15 protein-coding genes are annotated in these 16,865 nt (G+C 64.5%); 4 read left to right on the plus strand and 11 right to left on the minus strand.

The genetic code is table 11. The features are described 5' to 3' along the window. Positions 1-29 precede the first annotated feature (29 nt). The gene (locus MTR64_RS08085; RefSeq protein ID WP_243992632.1) at positions 30-1,403 is read left to right on the plus strand and encodes a glutamate--cysteine ligase; all 1,374 of its coding nucleotides are present in this window, start codon (positions 30-32) and stop codon (positions 1,401-1,403) included. Position 1,404: 1 nt separating this feature from the next. On the opposite strand, the gene MTR64_RS08090 is transcribed toward MTR64_RS08085, so the two are convergent. From MTR64_RS08090 to MTR64_RS08110, 5 genes are all read right to left on the minus strand, one after another. After that, entirely contained in the window at positions 1,405-2,757 is a 1,353-nt protein-coding gene (locus MTR64_RS08090) for a methyltransferase family protein (RefSeq protein WP_243992633.1), read from the minus strand. Positions 2,758-2,822: 65 nt separating this feature from the next. Continuing rightward, the gene (locus MTR64_RS08095; RefSeq protein ID WP_243992635.1) at positions 2,823-4,205 is read right to left on the minus strand and encodes a PQQ-binding-like beta-propeller repeat protein; all 1,383 of its coding nucleotides are present in this window, start codon (positions 4,203-4,205) and stop codon (positions 2,823-2,825) included. Between the two features lie 23 nt (positions 4,206-4,228). Next, positions 4,229-5,029 (minus strand): tetratricopeptide repeat protein, encoded by an 801-nt coding sequence (locus MTR64_RS08100; RefSeq protein WP_243992637.1) that lies wholly within the window; start codon positions 5,027-5,029, stop codon positions 4,229-4,231. Positions 5,030-5,414: 385 nt separating this feature from the next. After that, entirely contained in the window at positions 5,415-6,542 is a 1,128-nt protein-coding gene (locus tag MTR64_RS08105) for a glycosyltransferase (protein ID WP_243992806.1), read from the minus strand. 11 nt (positions 6,543-6,553) lie between these two features. Further along, on the minus strand, positions 6,554-7,426 hold the full coding sequence (locus MTR64_RS08110; RefSeq protein ID WP_243992639.1) for an alpha/beta fold hydrolase: 873 nt from the start codon (positions 7,424-7,426) through the stop codon (positions 6,554-6,556). Between the two features lie 65 nt (positions 7,427-7,491). Between MTR64_RS08110 and MTR64_RS08115 the strand changes: the two genes are divergently transcribed. Together MTR64_RS08115 and MTR64_RS08120 are read left to right on the plus strand one after the other, a co-directional pair. Then, positions 7,492-8,895, plus strand: coding sequence for a protein adenylyltransferase SelO family protein (locus MTR64_RS08115; protein ID WP_243992641.1), 1,404 nt, complete (start codon positions 7,492-7,494; stop codon positions 8,893-8,895). 91 nt (positions 8,896-8,986) lie between these two features. Further along, complete coding sequence (locus MTR64_RS08120) at positions 8,987-10,456, plus strand: succinylglutamate-semialdehyde dehydrogenase (RefSeq protein WP_243992643.1); 1,470 nt, start codon at positions 8,987-8,989, stop codon at positions 10,454-10,456. 21 nt (positions 10,457-10,477) lie between these two features. Here MTR64_RS08120 and MTR64_RS08125 read toward each other — a convergent pair whose 3' ends face one another. Then, the gene (locus MTR64_RS08125) at positions 10,478-11,203 is read right to left on the minus strand and encodes a hypothetical protein (RefSeq protein ID WP_243992644.1); all 726 of its coding nucleotides are present in this window, start codon (positions 11,201-11,203) and stop codon (positions 10,478-10,480) included. Positions 11,204-11,728: 525 nt separating this feature from the next. On the opposite strand from MTR64_RS08125, the gene rarD reads away from it, so the two are divergent. Beyond that, positions 11,729-12,637 carry an EamA family transporter RarD gene (rarD, locus tag MTR64_RS08130; RefSeq protein ID WP_243992646.1) on the plus strand — a complete coding sequence of 303 codons (909 nt, stop codon included), beginning with the start codon at positions 11,729-11,731 and terminating at the stop codon, positions 12,635-12,637. Here the strand turns inward: rarD and MTR64_RS08135 are convergent. The 5 genes from MTR64_RS08135 to MTR64_RS08155 all read right to left on the minus strand — a co-directional run bounded on the left by MTR64_RS08135 (position 12,614) and on the right by MTR64_RS08155 (position 16,767). Next, on the minus strand, positions 12,614-13,939 hold the full coding sequence (locus tag MTR64_RS08135; protein WP_243992647.1) for a dihydroorotase: 1,326 nt from the start codon (positions 13,937-13,939) through the stop codon (positions 12,614-12,616). The genes rarD and MTR64_RS08135 overlap by 24 nt on opposite strands. Before the next feature lie 181 nt (positions 13,940-14,120). Then, positions 14,121-14,810 carry an HPP family protein gene (locus MTR64_RS08140; RefSeq protein WP_243992649.1) on the minus strand — a complete coding sequence of 230 codons (690 nt, stop codon included), beginning with the start codon at positions 14,808-14,810 and terminating at the stop codon, positions 14,121-14,123. A gap of 96 nt (positions 14,811-14,906) precedes the next feature. Further along, on the minus strand, positions 14,907-15,149 hold the full coding sequence (locus tag MTR64_RS08145; protein ID WP_243992651.1) for a hypothetical protein: 243 nt from the start codon (positions 15,147-15,149) through the stop codon (positions 14,907-14,909). Between the two features lie 297 nt (positions 15,150-15,446). Continuing rightward, positions 15,447-16,025 (minus strand): nitroreductase family protein, encoded by a 579-nt coding sequence (locus MTR64_RS08150; protein WP_243992653.1) that lies wholly within the window; start codon positions 16,023-16,025, stop codon positions 15,447-15,449. 43 nt (positions 16,026-16,068) lie between these two features. After that, positions 16,069-16,767 (minus strand): pirin family protein, encoded by a 699-nt coding sequence (locus MTR64_RS08155; RefSeq protein WP_243992655.1) that lies wholly within the window; start codon positions 16,765-16,767, stop codon positions 16,069-16,071. Between the last annotated feature and the right edge of the window lie 98 nt (positions 16,768-16,865).

The raw sequence follows: 16,865 nt of genomic DNA on the forward strand, positions 1-16,865 counted from the left end.
CCGCCCGGCGCATCCCTAATTCCCGCCGCATGAGCACCAGGGAGGTATCGGATCGCGACGATCCGATCGTCGAAAGCCTTGATCAACTCGCCGCGCCGATGGCCGCGGGCGAGAAGCCGCGCGAACAGTGGCGGATCGGCACGGAACACGAAAAGTTCGTCTACGACACCGGCGATTACCACGCCCCTTCCTACGACGAGACCGGCGGCATCCATGACCTGCTGATGGCACTCACCGAATTCGGATGGGAACCGATCGTCGAAGGCGGCAAGGTCATTGCCATGAAGGGCGCGGACGGCACCGTCAGCCTCGAGCCGGCCGGCCAGCTCGAGCTGTCGGGCGCGCCGCTGGAAACCTTGCACGAGACGTGCAACGAAACCGGCCGCCACCTCGCACAGGTCAAGACCATCGGCGACCGCATCGGCAAGGGCTACCTCGGCCTCGGCATGTGGCCGGACAAGACCCGCGAAGCCCTGCCGATCATGCCCAAGGGGCGCTATGCGATCATGCTGCGGCACATGCCGCGCGTGGGCAGCATGGGCCTCGACATGATGCTGCGCACCTGCACCATTCAGGTAAACCTCGATTACTCCAGCGAAGCCGACATGGTGCAGAAATTCCGCACCTCGCTGGCGCTCCAGCCGCTGGCGACCGCGCTTTTCGCCAATTCACCCTTCACTGAGAGCAAGCCCAACGGCTTCCTTTCCTACCGCAGCCACATCTGGTCTGACACCGATCCCGCGCGCACCGGCATGCTGCCCTTCGTGTTCGAGCAGGGCTTCGGCTACGAGCGCTATGTAGAATACATGCTCGACGTGCCGATGTACTTCGTCTTCCGCGACGGGAAATACATCGACGCCGCGGGCCAGTCGTTCCGCGACTTCCTGAAGGGCGAACTCCCCGCGCTTCCCGGCGAACGTCCACGCCTGAGCGACTGGAACGACCACCTTTCGACCGCCTTCCCCGAAGTGCGGCTCAAGTCCTTCCTTGAGATGCGCGGCGCCGACGGCGGGCCTTGGGGCCGCATCTGCGCCCTGCCCGCGCTGTGGGTCGGCCTGCTCTACGACCAGGGCGCGCTCGACGCAGCATGGGATCTGGTCAAGGGCTGGGACATGGAAGGGCGTGAACTGCTACGCAGCTCCGTCCCCAAGCTGGCGCTCGACGCACCCATTCCAGGAGGCGGCACCCTGCGCGACATAGCCGGTGAACTGCTCGACATCGCCCGTTCAGGCCTTGCGGCACGGGCACGCCTCAATACCGGGGGTGACAACGAGACCGGCTATCTGGAGCCGCTTGCCGAGATCATCGCCTCTGGCAAGGTCCCGGCGCAGCGGCTGCTGGATCTCTACCACGGCGAATGGGGCAGCGACATTTCACGTATCTACGGCGTGAAGAGCTTCTGACTTACTCGGCAGGCTGCAAAGGCTGATTGCGCGGCTGCAGACGCCTGCCGATCCACGAAAGTGAGCGCGTGATCAGTGCGTTCTCGCCCATCCATTCATAGTACTCGCGGTACTTCGGGTCCTCCGCCAATAGGTGGGCTTCCTCGGTCCGGGCGCGCCAGTAGTAGATGCCGCTGACCATGCCGAGCAACACGGTATTGCGCACGGCTTCGGTCAGCGATCCGTCGCGCACCAGAAACGGCAGGGTGGATGCCCACCAGAACAGGTTCTTCGACAGGTAGGCGGGGTGTCGCGTGAAACGATAGGGGCCGTTGGTCAGCACGCCACGATAGGTAAGGTTGGAAAAGCGGATGCCGAACGCGAAAGTCGCCCAGGCATAGACCGCGGTAAGGAACACCATCATCGCGGCCCAGCCCCATAACAGCACCGGATGAGTCGCAAGCACGCCGGCCCAGCCGACCGTGTTGACCTCGTAGCCCAGCACGTCGGCGCGGCCCATCGTGCCCCAAACGAAAGGCGGATAGCAGATCAGCGCGGCGATCCAGCCGCCGAGGAAGGGATTGCCGCTGCGGATATGGGCATCGAGCGGACGGAACGTCAGCAGGTAGCCGACCGTGCCGATCTGCACATCGATCACAAACAGCCCGGCGATCAGCGTGGAGCCCAGCGCAACCGGATCGTATTCCATCGCCCCGAAGTCCGCGTTCACCACTTGCGCGAAACCCGGTGGCAAGATCGAGATCATGAAGGCGCCGAAAAAGCCCTTGATGGCCCATGCACGCCAGTGCTTCTTCACCTCGTCCCCGTCCCAGGGCTCCCGTCCGATCAGCATCGCGCCAAAGTGCCAGACGTGATCTCGCGGCTCGATCATGTAGCGGTCGAGCCAGAGAATGTAGGGAATCGACAGCACGAAGAGCGGCAGCGCGGCAGCACCGAGCACGTCCATCGCGAAGAGGTACTGTCCGTCCCAGTACCAGCGCGCGATGCAGTAGTAGAAACCGATCACGGCCCAGGTCGCCCAGAGCCCTGCGATCTTGGTGATCGAGATGTCCAGCGTTTCCGAAAGGCGGCGTGGCGCACTCCAGTCGATCCCTGTCGAGGAGCGCCGATGCACCTTGTCGACCAGCACCGACCACAGCGCCATGACCGAGCCGGTCACGAGCAGCGTGGCCACCGAAGCATATGGGCCACTCATCGGCGCACGGGGCCCGGGCAACGCGAAGGCATCAGCGATCGATGCCCAGTTGCGGCAGATCATGATCCACATGAAGAGGGCCGCCAGCCCGGACAGGCAGACACCCGCCGAGACGTCGCTGACGGGCCGGGCGCGTCCGAAGGTCTGGGCATTGCTCATGCGCAATGCCCTAGCTGCAAATGGTTAAGGGGTCAGAAACGGGGCCTGGCGGTGGCTTTCCCGGATCAACGGTAAGCTGTGATGCGCCCCGAATTGTCGAGAATGTAGAGCGTATTGTTGGCCACCACCGGCTCCAGCATCACCGCGTCACTGACCTCGGTGAACTTGGTGTAGGTACCCGTGGCCGGATCGACGGTGCCGATTTGCCCGTGCGAGTTCGCCACCCACAGCTTGTTGCCGGCCAGGACCGGCCCGACCCAAAAGAACGGATCCTTGCGCTTCTTCTCGTTCTTGTAGCGGGTGAGCTGGGTCAACCAGCGTACCCGGCCGGTCGTGCGCGCAATCGCCAGAATCTCGGCATGATCGTCAAGCGTGAAGACCCAGTCGCCCGCGACGGCCGGCGTGGAGATGCCGGCGAGGTTGAGCTCCCACATGCGCTGGCCGGTCACCAGTTCGTAAGCCGCCATGCGCCCGCCCTGCCCCAGCGCGAAGACGCTGCCCCGATCGATGATCGGATCAGCGTCGACGTCGGTGAGGCTGCCCACTTCGGTCGAGATGGATGTGCGCGCCAGCGCGTCAGACCAAAGCTGACGACCGTTTTCATAGCGGTAGGCGACCAGTTCACCGGAAGAATATCCGGCGATCACCGTGCCCTGCCCAGCGGCCGGTGCCGCGACGCCGAACACGCCGGCCTGCGTGAGCGAGCCCGATTCGTTCCAGACCACCTTGCCGTCGGCTGCATCGAGCGAGAAAATCTGGTTGTCCTGCGTCATCACGTAGACCGCGTTGAACGCAATCGTCGGCGCACCACGCAGGGGCCCTGCAGGCTTGTTGGTCCAGATCTGGTTGCCCGTCGCCGCTTCGAGCGCGGCCACTTCGCCGAGACCGGTCGTCACGTAGACATGGCCATTGTCATAGCTGACGCCACCGCCGAACACGGAATTCGAGCCGTCACCCTTCACTGCGAAGCTCTTGGTCCACAAGTGCGAACCGGACTGGGCATCGAAGGCATGCACCACGCCGTCGGTATCCATCACATAGAGCCGGCCGTCGCCGATCACCGGCGAGGCAGCGAGGCGCTGGCGGTTGGACGATCCCGCGATCTGCGCGGTCCAGGCACGGGCGGGATTTTCGGCCAGCGCGAGATGCCCGTAGGCCTTGCTGGCCGTACCGCCACCTTGCGCCCAGTCTGTGTTCGTCTGCTCCGGCGGCAGGATCACTGCGATCGTGGCCAGCGTCGGGTCGACCTTGGCACCGCTCTCGATGCGCGAAAGAATCGGCACACGCTCACCGACAGTCGGCGTCTTGGGCCCGCTCTTGCCCCCGCCACCGAGCATCTTGCAGCCCGACAGGCCCATCAACAGCGCCACGGCAACCAATGGCACGATCTTGCGTGCGCCGGGCGTGCGAACGGCAGGGCGGCAGGTGTTCGAGGCAGATGCCTTCATACGCGGATCCTCACAAGTCATGTTCATTTATCGCCGGCATCCGCCGCTTTGACCACTTTCACGATCGGTTTGTCGAGCGGTTCGCCCTGTTCATCGACCACACTGTCCAGCGCATCGACACCCAGCAAGGCGGCCAGCTGACGGGCCCGGCTGCGCAGGCCATCGTTGACGCTTTCGTCCTTGGCGATGGCGCCGAACAGGGGAGCGGCCTGATCCTTCTTGCCCAGCTTGAGGTAGGCCATGCCCACCATTTCCCCGGCAACGCCGAACCAGGGGTTGCCCGGCGCCGCCAGCGGCTTGAGCTGGTCGACCACGTCCTGCGGCTTCATCGCATCGAAATCGGCAGCGACTTCCCGCACTTTCGCAAGGTCGCGCAGCGGCGGCGGCACCTTGGCGTCGGAGGAAACCTGCCTGTAGAGCTTGAGCGCTTCGGCCTTGTTGTCTTTTTCCAGCGCAATCGCCGCCAGCATCAGCCGGGCAGAAGTAGCATTGGCATCCGTGCTATCGGCCGCCAGCGGCTCCAGCTTGGCCTTGGCATCATCCCAATTGCTGGCCTGCACGCTGTCGAGCGCCTGCACATAGGCCTCGGTCTGGCCTTCCATTTCCTGGGTCTGCCGGTGGTTCCAGTAGATCCACCCGGCGAAGCCGGCGAGGCCCAGCACGATCACGGCAAGAAACGGCTTGCCGTAGTTTTTCATAACGCCTTCGAACTGATCCTGGCGCAGGGCATCGTCCACCTCGCGCAGGAACACGTCCTGCTGGGCAGCCAGCTGCGCGGCTTTCTTGTCTTCGGCTTTCGAGGTCTTTTCAGGAGGCAGGGCCAATTTGGGCGCTTTCCGCGGTAGTCTGGTTGGTTGCGGGGCTGTTTAGCGTATGGACAGGGCTTTTCAACGGGGGATCGCTGCCTGCCCTGCGGTGAAGCACGCCTGAACGGGGAATGCGGCTAGGGTCAGGACCCATTATTCACGCCATCGAGGCGCCCGAATGGCGAACATATCGGGCCAAATTGTCCGCCGGGAAGGCTGGGTGCCTTTCCCAGGGCGATTTGGCTCTAGAAGGAAGCCATCCGGGATACCCTAAGGGATTTGACCAAAATGGCCCACCGCCGCGTCGAGAAGTCTTGAAATATTGACATCTTCCTTTGCCTTCTCTCCTTGCGCTGAGCCATTTTGCCTCAAACCTCAATGGTGTGAATAATGGGTCCTGACCCTAAGGAAAGGCAGTCCGCCCCAGCGCACGGGCATACGTCTCGCGATAGGCGCGGATCATTGTGTCTTCATCGTAGTCCGCTAGCGAGCGGGCGCGATTCGCAGCGCCAACGGCTGTTCGCAGGGCCCCGTCCGCCGCCAGCCGCGCCAGCGAGTCCGCCAGCGCCGCCTCGTCCCCGGCGGGCGTTATGAAAGGCCGGTTCTCACCGGCAACCATGGCCGCAACGTCTCCGACAGCGGGCGAAGCGACAGCTTTCCCCGCCGCCATCGCTTCCACCACCGAGATCGGAAACTGCTCGCTGTCGGACGACAGGGCAAAAATATCGAAGAGGCCCGCCACGCGCGAAGGATCGGCAACGAAACCGGGCAGGTGTACACGTCCGGCAAGGCCGCAGGCCGCTGCCTGTGCTTCGATCGTACCGCGTTCCGGCCCCTCGCCCACGATGACGAGATGCCAGTCCTCCGACAACGCGGCAAATGCCCGCACGAGACGAGGCAGGTTCTTGACCGTGCGCAGGCCGGCAAGCGTGCCGACCCAAAGGTCCCCCGGCGCCTTCAGCAGCCCCGGCACGGCGTTGGCCGGAGGCTGATCGCGATAGGCGCTCGTCTTGATCCCGTTGATGATCAGCCGCACCCGTGATCGCGGCTGGCGCCAGGCTTTCAGCGCAATCTCCTCGAGCCGCTGCGAAGGCAACACCAGTGCCGAAGCGCGGGCGAGTGCGATGCGCCGGAACCGGTTGCGGGCAGGTTTCAGGCCACCTGCCTCGTCTTCATTGAATCCGTCCTCATGATGGACCAGCGGCGGCAGACCGAGCATGGCGCCATAGAGCCGGTGCGCCAGCACGGCGTCCATCGCCCCCCAGTTGTAGGTCAGGATCAGATCGAAGCCACGCATGGCTTTCGCGAGGCGCAGCAGACGCAGAGGGCCGGGGCGCCCTTGCAGACTGGGGAAGTCCTGTGGATACGCGACCGTCAGGGCCGGATCCAGCGCGACCGACGCGCCATAGGCCCCCGGCTGCGCCGACACGACCGTGTGCCCGACTGCAGGCCCGAACGCATTCATCAGCCGCGCCGCGCGCAGTTCCTTGCCCCCCGCCGCAAAGCTCGAATGAAGGTGCAGCACGCGCAAGCCGGTAGCGCTCAATTCACACGTTCCATCAGCCGCTCGATCGCTGCGACCGATTCGGGTTCATCGAGGGTCGGGGCATGGCCGATACCGGCCAGCGTAAGCGCCTCCGTACCCGGCACGCGGCGAACCATTTCCGCCAGCGTCTCCTCCGTCAGCAGATCGGACAGCGCGCCCCGCACGATCAGCACCGGCCGGCCGGCCAGTGCTTCCCATGCAGGCCAGAGATCCGGCTGACTGGTGGCATCGAAATCGAGGAAGGGCTCGGCAATCTTCATGTCGTAGTCGAACACGATACGCCCGTTGCTGGTCAGCGCCATGACCCGCTTGGCCATGCCGATCCAGAAATCCAGCGGCTGGCCGGGGTGCGCCGCCCCCTGCACAGCCTCTATCCCGCGCGCGGCGTGGACCCAGGTGGGATAGCTGCGTCCCTGCCCGACATAATCCTTGATGCGCTCCAGCCCCGCCGGTTCGAGGCGCGGCCCGACATCGTTGATGACGACACCGGCGATACGCTCTGGGATCACGGTGGCGAGCCCCATCGTCATCAGCCCGCCCAGCGATGTGCCGACAGCAACGAAGCGGCTGATGCCTTCCTGCTCCAGCAGTTCGAGAACGTCCTCGCAATATTGCGGCGGCGTGTAACTGGCGGAATCCTTCGCATATTCGCTATCCCCGCGCCCGCGCATGTCGAGGCAGAGCACCCGTCGGGCCGTTGCTAGCCGCGGGGCCAGAATATCGAAATCGCGCGCATTGCGGGTCAGCCCGTGCAGGCACAATACCGGCACACGCGCAGCGCCGGCACCCTCTTCAGGACCCGGGTAATCGCGGTAATGCAGCTTGAGTCCATCGCGGCTCGACCAGAACTGGTCCTCGAAATCCGTCATGCCGAAAGGACGACCTCCTGTGTGCACGCCTTGATCGGCGGCCCTGCACTCCCCACTATCGCCTGATGCGAAGCGAACCGCAAGCAAGCGCCTATCGCCCCGATGCCCGCATCGAAACCATCGCCGAGTGGATCGGCGATCCGGTACCCGCGGCATCCTTCCCAAAACACGAACTGCGCTTTCGCAATGACCGGTGGGCAAATGCGGTGGGCCTGGGCGATTTGACCGACGAGGCCTGGACCGCCCATTTCGGCCGTTTCGAGCCGCTGCCGGACAACCTGCCCGGGCCGCTGGCGCTGCGCTATCACGGACATCAGTTCCGCTCGTACAACCCGGACATCGGTGACGGGCGCGGCTTCCTCTTTGCCCAAATGCGCGATTCGGACGGGCGCCTGCTCGATCTCGGCACCAAGGGATCTGGCCGCACCCCCTACAGCCGCGACGGCGACGGGCGGCTGACGCTGAAGGGCGCGGTGCGCGAAATTCTCGCCACCGAAATGCTCGAGGCGCTGGGCGTGAACACCAGCAAGACCTTTTCGGTGATCGAAACCGGCGAATCGCTGTGGCGCAGCGACGAACCCTCGCCCACACGCTCTGCCGTGCTGGTGCGCCTGAGCCACGGGCACATCCGCATCGGTAGCTTCCAGCGCCTGCTCGCCCATGACGAGAAGGACCAGATGGCCGCGCTCGTGGCCTATTGCCTCGATACTTATCCAGGTGGCGAACCGCCTGCCGATGCCCCGGGGCGCGATGAACCCGCCGTGATCCTGATGCATCAGGTTGTCGAACGGCTGGCCGATCTCGCCGCAAGCTGGATGGTCGCCGGCTTCGTCCACGGTGTGCTCAACACCGACAACATGAACATTTCGGGCGAGAGCTTCGACTACGGCCCCTGGCGCTGGCTGCCCAAATGGGATCCGCGCTTTACCGCTGCCTATTTCGACTATGGCGGCCTCTATGCCTTCGGCCGCCAGCCTGAAGCGCTGTTGTGGAATTGTGGCCAGCTTGCCGTGGCGCTGCGCCTGCTCGCCGATACCGAGCCGCTTGTCGCCGCGCTAGATCGCTTCGGACCGCTCTACCAGAAAGCCATGGCCCGCCGTTTTACCTGGCGGCTGGGCGTCGAGTCGCGAGGGCTGGAAGCGGACACAGCGCTGATCCAGGCGGCCGAGCAGAGCATGACCGAAAGTGGCGAGGCGCCCGAACGGTTCTTCTTCACCCATCGCGCCGGCCGCGCGGCCGGGGATGACAGCTTCGCCACGCTGCTACGCGAATACAAGCCGGCAGCAAACGCAACCGACGTGTTCTGGCAGCAGGACGAACCTCCGGGAATCCTGATCGACGAGGTCGAACGCATCTGGTCGGCCGTCGACGAGCATGACGACTGGTCCGCGCTCCAGACGAAAGTCTCGGAAATTCGTGAACTTGGGCGAAATCTCGGCGAACCGCCCCATCCCCAGGCTCAATGGTAAATTTCAGCTCTGCGTTAGCACCCCGGTAGGAATACCTGTGTCATAAGCTGCGAATTCGAGAACACTTTTAGGTAACGGATTCTTAGCCGCAATGGACGGTGCAACCATAACCACAGCAGCGGTAGCCAGTGACCGGGGACCTGTCAGCAACGTGAGCAAGGCAGAGATCGTTTCCTGCGAACCGGCGACGGGAACGGAAATCTGGCGCGGCAAGGTTTGCGACGTCGATGACACCGTCGCCCGTGCCCGCCGGGCCTGGCCGGCCTGGGCCGCGCAACCCCTGTCGACCCGTATGGAACTGGTTCGCCGCTTCGCCAACGAAGTGCGCAAGGAAGCCGAGAAGCTGGCAACCACGATCGCGCGCGAGACGGGCAAGCCCTTGTGGGAAGCCCATGCCGAAGTCGAACTCGTCATCAACAAGGTCGAGATCTCAATCCGCGCCTATGCCGAGCGGACCAGCCAGCGCAAGCTCGACTCGGCCCTGCAGGGCACCATGGCCGTGCGCCACAAGCCGCATGGCGTGCTGCTGGTACTGGGCCCCTACAATTATCCCGCGCACCTGCCCAATGCCCACATCGTGCCCGCGCTGATCGCGGGCAACGTGGTGATCTTCAAACCGAGCGAGAAAGCACCGGCTTCGGGGGAGATCCTCGCGCGCTGCTTCAGCCGTGCTGGCATTTCCGCCGCCATCATGCAGTTCGCCGTCGGCGGCCCTGCCGAAGGACAGGCTTTCGTCGCGCACGAAGGCGTCGATGGCGTGTTGTTCACCGGTTCGGCCAATACCGGCATCACCATCAACCGGCGCCTGGCCACACGGCCGGACAAGATGGTCACGCTGGAAATGGGCGGCAACAACGCCATGGTCGTCTGGGACACGCCCAAACTGACCGACGCGGCCGCACTCATCGTCCAGTCCGCTTTCGCCACCACCGGCCAGCGCTGCACCGCGACACGCCGGCTGATCGTGAAGGCCTCGATGTACGACGCGGTAATATCCGAAGTGAAAGCCCTGGCCGATCGCGTGATCTTCGGCGCCCCCTTCGACGAACCTGCGCCGTTCATGGGCCCGGTGATCGACAACATGGCGGCAGACGGATTGACCGAGAGCTTCCTCTACCTGCTCAGCCACGGCGGCAAGGCCATCAAGCACCTGGTGCGCCCGGACGACTCGCTGCCGTTCCTCAGCCCGGCGATCATCGACACGACGGCCATGAAGGACCGCCCGGACGTGGAACTGTTCGGTCCGATCCTGCAGGTCATCCGCGTCGACGATTTCGACGAGGCCATCGCCGAGGCCAACAATACGCGGTTCGGCCTCGCCGCTTCGCTGGTGGGCGGCACGCCGCAGGATTACAACAAGTTCTGGGCCAATGCGCGTGCCGGCATCGTCAACTGGAACCGCACGACAGTGAACCCAAGCCATGCGGCGCCGGTGGGCGGTATCGGCCTGTCCGGCAATCACCGCCCCACGGGCTACTATGCCGCCGACTACTGCGCCTATCCCGTCGCTTCGGGTGAGATGGAGCAGCCGCGGGCCGTGATCGGTGTGGGACTGAAGTAGAGGCCGGGCGCAAAGCCGCGCTTACTCCCCGCTGGTGACCAGATCCACTTCCGTGAGGCCGTTGGCCAGCTTGCGCGCATAGACCGCGTAGGCCTTGCCACCCTTGCGGCCGCCCAGCACATGGTCGTTGCCGTCCAGCTTGTATTCGGCGCCGTAACCGGCCTTGCCGGCCTTGGTGTAGTAGAAGCTGATCACGTCACCCGGCGAAACCGGCGTCGCGAAATTGACGACTCTCAGCACACAGGCATCGCTGTCGACACCGGCCGCTTCCTGCACCGCGCCGCGCGGATAGACCGGCAATTCTGCGGGTAGCTTGGCTGCCCAGGTGTTCGAATACTGAACCTTGGCCGCACAATCGGTGTGCGCCGTCTGCGATGCCTTGGCCACCTGCGCGGCGGTGGCAGCGTTTTCCGCCAGCGACGCAGCGCTGCCCTGCCCCGGCTGAGGAGCAGGCTGCAGCTTGCCGCCAGCCATGGCCGCTGCCTTCTGCTTAGCATCGGCAATGGCTTCCGGAGACCGGTCTTCCGGCGGCAGCGTGATCTGTCCGCTGCTGGCCGCCACCGCGGCTCCGTCTTGCCCGGCCATCTCCGGATCGACCATGATCCGGTCGCCCAGAGCACCGCTCATCGCCGGGTCGGTCTCGGGACCGGCAGGCGCCTTTTCATTCGAGCCGCAGCCGGTCAGCATCAGCGTTCCGGCCAGGCTCGCAATCGTCAGGCGTGCCATGAAACGGGCAGAGGTTTTCATCGTCGCGTTCCTTTTTTCACCGCGCGGCCTGCGCGGTCCTGCCCCGGAAAGGCCAAGGGGTCGTCAATACGCGGTGAAGAAACGCGAATTTCGGCCGGAGTACCAGCCATAACCGCTCGCCGTCCCATTTCGGGAAGACCGCCGGGGCAAGCATTGAGAGCCAAAGACATGCGAGGGCGCCTGCGTCAGACGCAGGCGCCCTCCCGTCCGGGCACGCAGGTTGCGGCCGGACGGCCCCCTCGCGCGTCGCCGTCCGCGCGAAGAAATGGATCAGGCAAGGCGGGCGGACGGGAATGCACCGTCAGGAAAATCTTCTGCAATTTCGGGCCGTGCCAGTGACTCGAATCGAAAATCGATGTTCATATTTATCGTTATTTACATGAACGAAACACAACAGGGTCGTCAGTATTCGACTGCCTCGCGAAAAAGACTGTGCGCCTATCGCAAAGCACAGGACTTGCAGGGCCAGACGAGCCCTCGTAAGCGGCAGAAGCGGGCTGCCCCTGCATTTTCCCGAGTATTGTCATGACACCTAGCAATTCCACCCGCCTTGGCGGTCTGGCTCCGGCCATCAGTGCCTATCTGCTCTGGACCCTGTTCCCGCTCTATTTCGCGCTTCTGCACGCGGTCTCGCCGTTCGAGGTCGTGGCGTGGCGCATGCTGTGGACGCTGCCGTTCTGCCTGATAATCGTGGTGGCCATGCGTCAGGGGCGCGAGTTATGGCAGGCCCTCACCAATCCGCGCATTGTTGGCGCGCTGGCGATTAGCGGCCTGCTGATCGGGACCAACTGGCTGGTCTATGTCGTCGCCGTAATGCACGGGCACGTGCTGGCTACGAGCCTGGGTTACTACATCAATCCACTGGTCAACATCTTCGCGGGCGCCGTGGTCCTGCGCGAAAAGCTGTCGCGGATGCAGTGGTTCGCGGTCGCACTGGCGGCGGTCGGCGTCGCCATCCTGGCTCGCGACGCGCTGCCGACGCTGTGGATCAGCATGACGCTGGCGCTGTCCTTCGCCGGCTACGGACTGACCCGCAAGCTAGCGCCGGTCAATGCGCTGCCGGGCCTCACGATCGAAACGCTGGTGCTGTTCGTGCCCGCGCTCGGCCTGCTCGGATGGCAGGCCATGACGCAGCAGGGCCTGATGATGGGCACCTCCCCCGGCATCAGCGCCCTGCTCGCCTGCGCCGGGGTAGCGACCGGCGTCCCGCTGCTGCTGTTCGCGCGCGCAGCACGGCAGCTCGACTTCTCGGTGCTGGGCTTCATCCAGTTCATCACACCCACCGGACTGTTCCTGCAGAGCCTGTTCGTCTTCGGCGAACCGTTCCGGCCGGTTCAGCTCGTCTGCTTCCTGTTCATCTGGACCGCTATCGCCGTTTTTTGCTGGGACCTGCTGGCCCGGCGCGGCCGCTCAGAGCGCCCCTGCGAAGCGTAGCGGCTCGCCCTGTGCCTGATTGGCAAGCTGGCCTTCCCACATGGCGCTGTGGCCGCGCACGATCGTGCCGACCACGCGCCCCTGCAATTCCATCCCGGTGAAGGGCGACCAGCCGCAGCGGCTTTCTACCCAATCCTCGGTGATGGTGAAGCGGCCCTTGCGGTCGACCACCGTAAAGTCGGCATCGTAGCCCGCCGCGATACGGCCCTTGCCCACCAGCCCGAACACCCGCTGCACCCCGGCAGAGGTCATGTCGATCAGCCGCTCCAGCGTCATGTTGCCCCGCGCCACATGGTCCAGCATCAGCGGCAGCAGCGTCTGCACGCCGGGCATGCCCGAGGGGCTGGCAGGATAGGTCTTGGACTTCTCCTCCTTGGTGTGCGGCGCGTGATCCGAACCCAGCACATCGGGAACGCCCTGCCGCAGCCAGTGCCACAGGCCCGCGACATGGGCGGCAGAGCGGATCGGCGGGTTCATCTGCGCATAAGTGCCCAGCCGCGGATAGGCGTCCTCGGCCTCCAGCGTCAGGTGCTGCGGCGTCACCTCGCAAGTCGCCACGTCGCGGTGTTGCGCGATCAGTTCGAGCTCGGCAGGGGTCGTGACGTGCAGGATATGGATCGGCCGCTTGGCCTCACGCGCCAGCTTGAGAATGCGGCGGGTCGCCAGCATCGCGCTTTCATCGTCGCGCCAGACGGGATGGCTGGAGGGATCGCCTTCTATCCGCTCTCCCTTGCGCGCGTTCATCCGCGCCTCGTCCTCCGCATGGATGGCGACGCGGCGGCGGCCATTGGCAAGCACACGCGCCAGTTGCTCGTCTTCTGCCACCAGCAGGTTGCCAGTCGATGCCCCCATGAAGATCTTCACGCCCGCCGTCCCCGGGATGCGTTCCAGTTCGCCCAGCTCCGGGGCGTTCTCGGCCGTGGCGCCGACATAGAAAGCATGGTCGCAGTACATGCGGTGATGCGCGCGTTCGAGCTTGTCGTGCACCCGCATCACGGTGTCGGTGTTGGGATTGGTGTTGGGCATCTCGAACACCGCCGTCACGCCGCCCATCACCGCTGCGCGGCTACCGGTCTCAAGGTCTTCCTTGTGCTCCAGCCCCGGCTCGCGGAAGTGGACCTGGCTGTCGATCACGCCAGGCAGAACGTCGAGCCCGGCGCAGTCGATGCGCCGCGCCGCGTCGGGATAGCTGCCGATGCCCACGATCTTCCCGTCACGCACAGCCACATCGGCAACGCCCGCACCATTGGGCGTGTGGACCATTCCCCCTGCAAGAACGAGTTCGGGTGCATTGGCTGTCATCGCGAGGCCTCTCTGCTGGCTAAGGTGACACAGTGGTTGACACAGTTGACACGGTCCTGACGCAAAAATGCCGAACCCGGTATCGAAGGCGGCCTAGGCGCCCCGAGGGCATCATGCAAGAACGTGTCGGCAGACGTCATGGCTGCCTGTCTGCCACAAGTGGCCGCCTGTAGGACAGCGCTCAGACGTTCCGCGCGCCCCGCCGCAGCAGGGCCTGCACGAACGCGTCCAGATCATCGATTTCGACGTCCAGCACTTCGTTCCAGTCCGCAAGCACCGCCTCGATATCGCTGCGGGAATAGGCGTGGCGCGATGGTTCCGGCAGGCGGGGCGGGCGGTGCGGCCAGGGATGCCCGGTCAGGTTGTTGTAGAGCCAGCCGAAACTACAGAGCAGCAACACATTCACGGTGATCGGCAGCATGTAGACGGCATCCCAGGGAATCCTGCCGCTCGCCCCCAGCGCGCAGAGCAGGGCACAGGCGCCGCCGGGGGGATGCAGGCAGCGCGCCAGCGACATGACTGCAATGGCCAGGCCCACCCCCAGGCTTGCCGCAAGCCAGGGATCGCCCAGCAAGTGCCCGGCTGTCAGCCCGATGACGGACGACAACAGATTGCCGCCGATCACTGCCCACGGCTGCGCCAGCGGACTGGCCGGCACGCAGAACACCAGAACCGCCGAAGCTCCCAGCGGCGCGACAAGAAACGGCAGCGCTGCCCCCTTTCCGCCCACCAGCAAGATCGTCACCGCTCCGGCAACGGCAATACCCATGGCCGCACCGGCTGCACCGCGCATCCAGCCCAGATGGCCGGCAGCCTGCACGCGCCAGCTTGCCCGGGGCGATATCTCCAGCGGCTGAGTCAAAACATGCACCTTGAATACCACTTTAGTGGTGGCGCTATGGCGAATGGACGCGCGGTTGGCGAGACAATCGTTCCTTGGCCGCAAAAAGGTGAACTTTGCCGCAGCTCAGAATGCGATCTTCACCCCGGCCATGATGCGGTTGCTCACGGTTCCGTTTGGCATGGCGGCCGAATCCATATGCAGATCGAGTGTGACGCCTTCTCCGATATCGACCTTGGCGCGAGGCAGCCCCTCTTCAACAGCATAGGCATCAGTAAGGGGGCGAAGCCGGCTTTTCTCCGGATCGGGAGCGCAGACGACGATTTCACGCCCGGTGCTGAGCGGGCAACGCGGCTTTGCCTGCGGCAACCGCAGTCTGTCCGGTGAAGGGGTAACCCGTGCAAGATCGAATGACCCGACTTGCACCTGTGCGACGACAGCAGGCGGATCGGAGGGCAGGTCGACAGGCGGCATGGGCGGGTCTCGCTTCGACGATGCCTGCAAGAACGCCATGCAATCACGGCGGGATTGTGTCGTGGCGCGTGTTAAATTCCTGAAAATTGAAGGCCCGGCCTGCTCATCTGGAACAGGCCGGGCCAGAAGGCGCCCGCATGGGAGGGGGCTTGGGGGGATGCGAGCGCCCGGGAGAGAGTCGGACCAGTGCCGTCAGGCGAACTTGCCACCTTTGGCGATCTCGGCAACCGGCTTGCGGGTGCTGGGCACTTCGCGCTCCTGCAGAAAATCAGGAAGCGTTTCCTTCGGCCCCTGCTTGCCGATCACGAACGCTGCCTCGAGACGGTGGTCTTCCGGGATACCCAGCGCCTTTTCCGCTTCGCCGAACTTGAGGCCGGTCATGCCGTGCGTGTGATAGCCCAGCGCCTGTGCCTGCAGCGCTGCCAGCACCCATGCCGCGCCGGCATCGAAGCTATGGCTGTGATTGTCCGAATTGCCCTTGTCCGAGCGCATCTGCGTATCCGAGACGACATAAACCAGCGCCGAGGCATCCTTGGCCCAGCTCTGGTTGAAGTCGATGAGCTGCGAGAGCAGCAAGTCCCAGTTGGCATCACCTTTCTTCGCATAGAGGAAGGTCCAGGGCTGGACGTTGTAGGCCGAAGGCGCCCAGCCGGCGGCTTCGAAGATCACGTCGAGGTCTTCCTGCGGCATCTCGCTGCCGTCGAAGGCGCGCGGGCTCCAGCGATCGACGATGAGCTTCTCGATCCTGGGGTTGGCGGTACGTCCGGTCATGGGGGTAGTCCTTTCGATTGGGAGAGAGGGAAAAGAAAAAGTGTCAGGCCGCATCGACGAGGACGAGTTCGGCGTCCTCGAGCGCGGTTACGGTGATGGTATCAAGGCCGGTAATGGCGATGCCGTCGCGTGCCTTCGCTTCGACTTCGCCGACCTGCACGCGGCCGATTGCAGGCACCAGATAGGCATGACGGCCGGGCTCGGTGGCATAGGTCACCGTATCGCCTGCCTTGACAGTGGCGCCCAGCACGCGGGCATCGGCGTTGATTGGCAGGGCATCGCCCTCGCCTGCATGACCGCTGGCCAGCGTGACGAAGTGCCCTGCACGGTCACCCTTGGGAAACGGGCGGGCGCCCCAGTGCGGTTGCTCGCCGCGCCGGTCGGGCATGATCCAGATCTGGAACAGCGTCGTTTCCTCATCCTCGAGGTTGTACTCGGAATGGCGGATGCCGGTTCCCGCACTCATCACCTGCACGTCGCCCGCTTCGGTCCGGCCAGTGTTGCCCAGGCTGTCCTGATGGGTGATGGCACCCTTGCGGACATAAGTGACGATTTCCATGTCGCGGTGCGGATGGGCGGGAAAGCCCGTCTTCGGTGCGATGGTATCGTCGTTCCAGACCCGCAGCCGGCCCCAGTTGGTGCGCGCCGGGTCATGGTAATCGGCAAAGGAAAAGTGATGATGCGCGTCGAGCCAACCATGGTTGGCGGCGCCCAGGCTGCCGAAGGGACGGAGTTCGATCATGGGGGCACTCCTTCGATAACGGTTGAACAGGATGGGCCATGTGACCCGATGCCCCCCAGATAGGCCTTGGCATTCGATCGGGAAATTGGGATAAATTC

It is taken from the genome of Novosphingobium album (ex Hu et al. 2023) (assembly GCF_022832385.1).
Taxonomy (GTDB): domain Bacteria; phylum Pseudomonadota; class Alphaproteobacteria; order Sphingomonadales; family Sphingomonadaceae; genus Novosphingobium; species Novosphingobium album.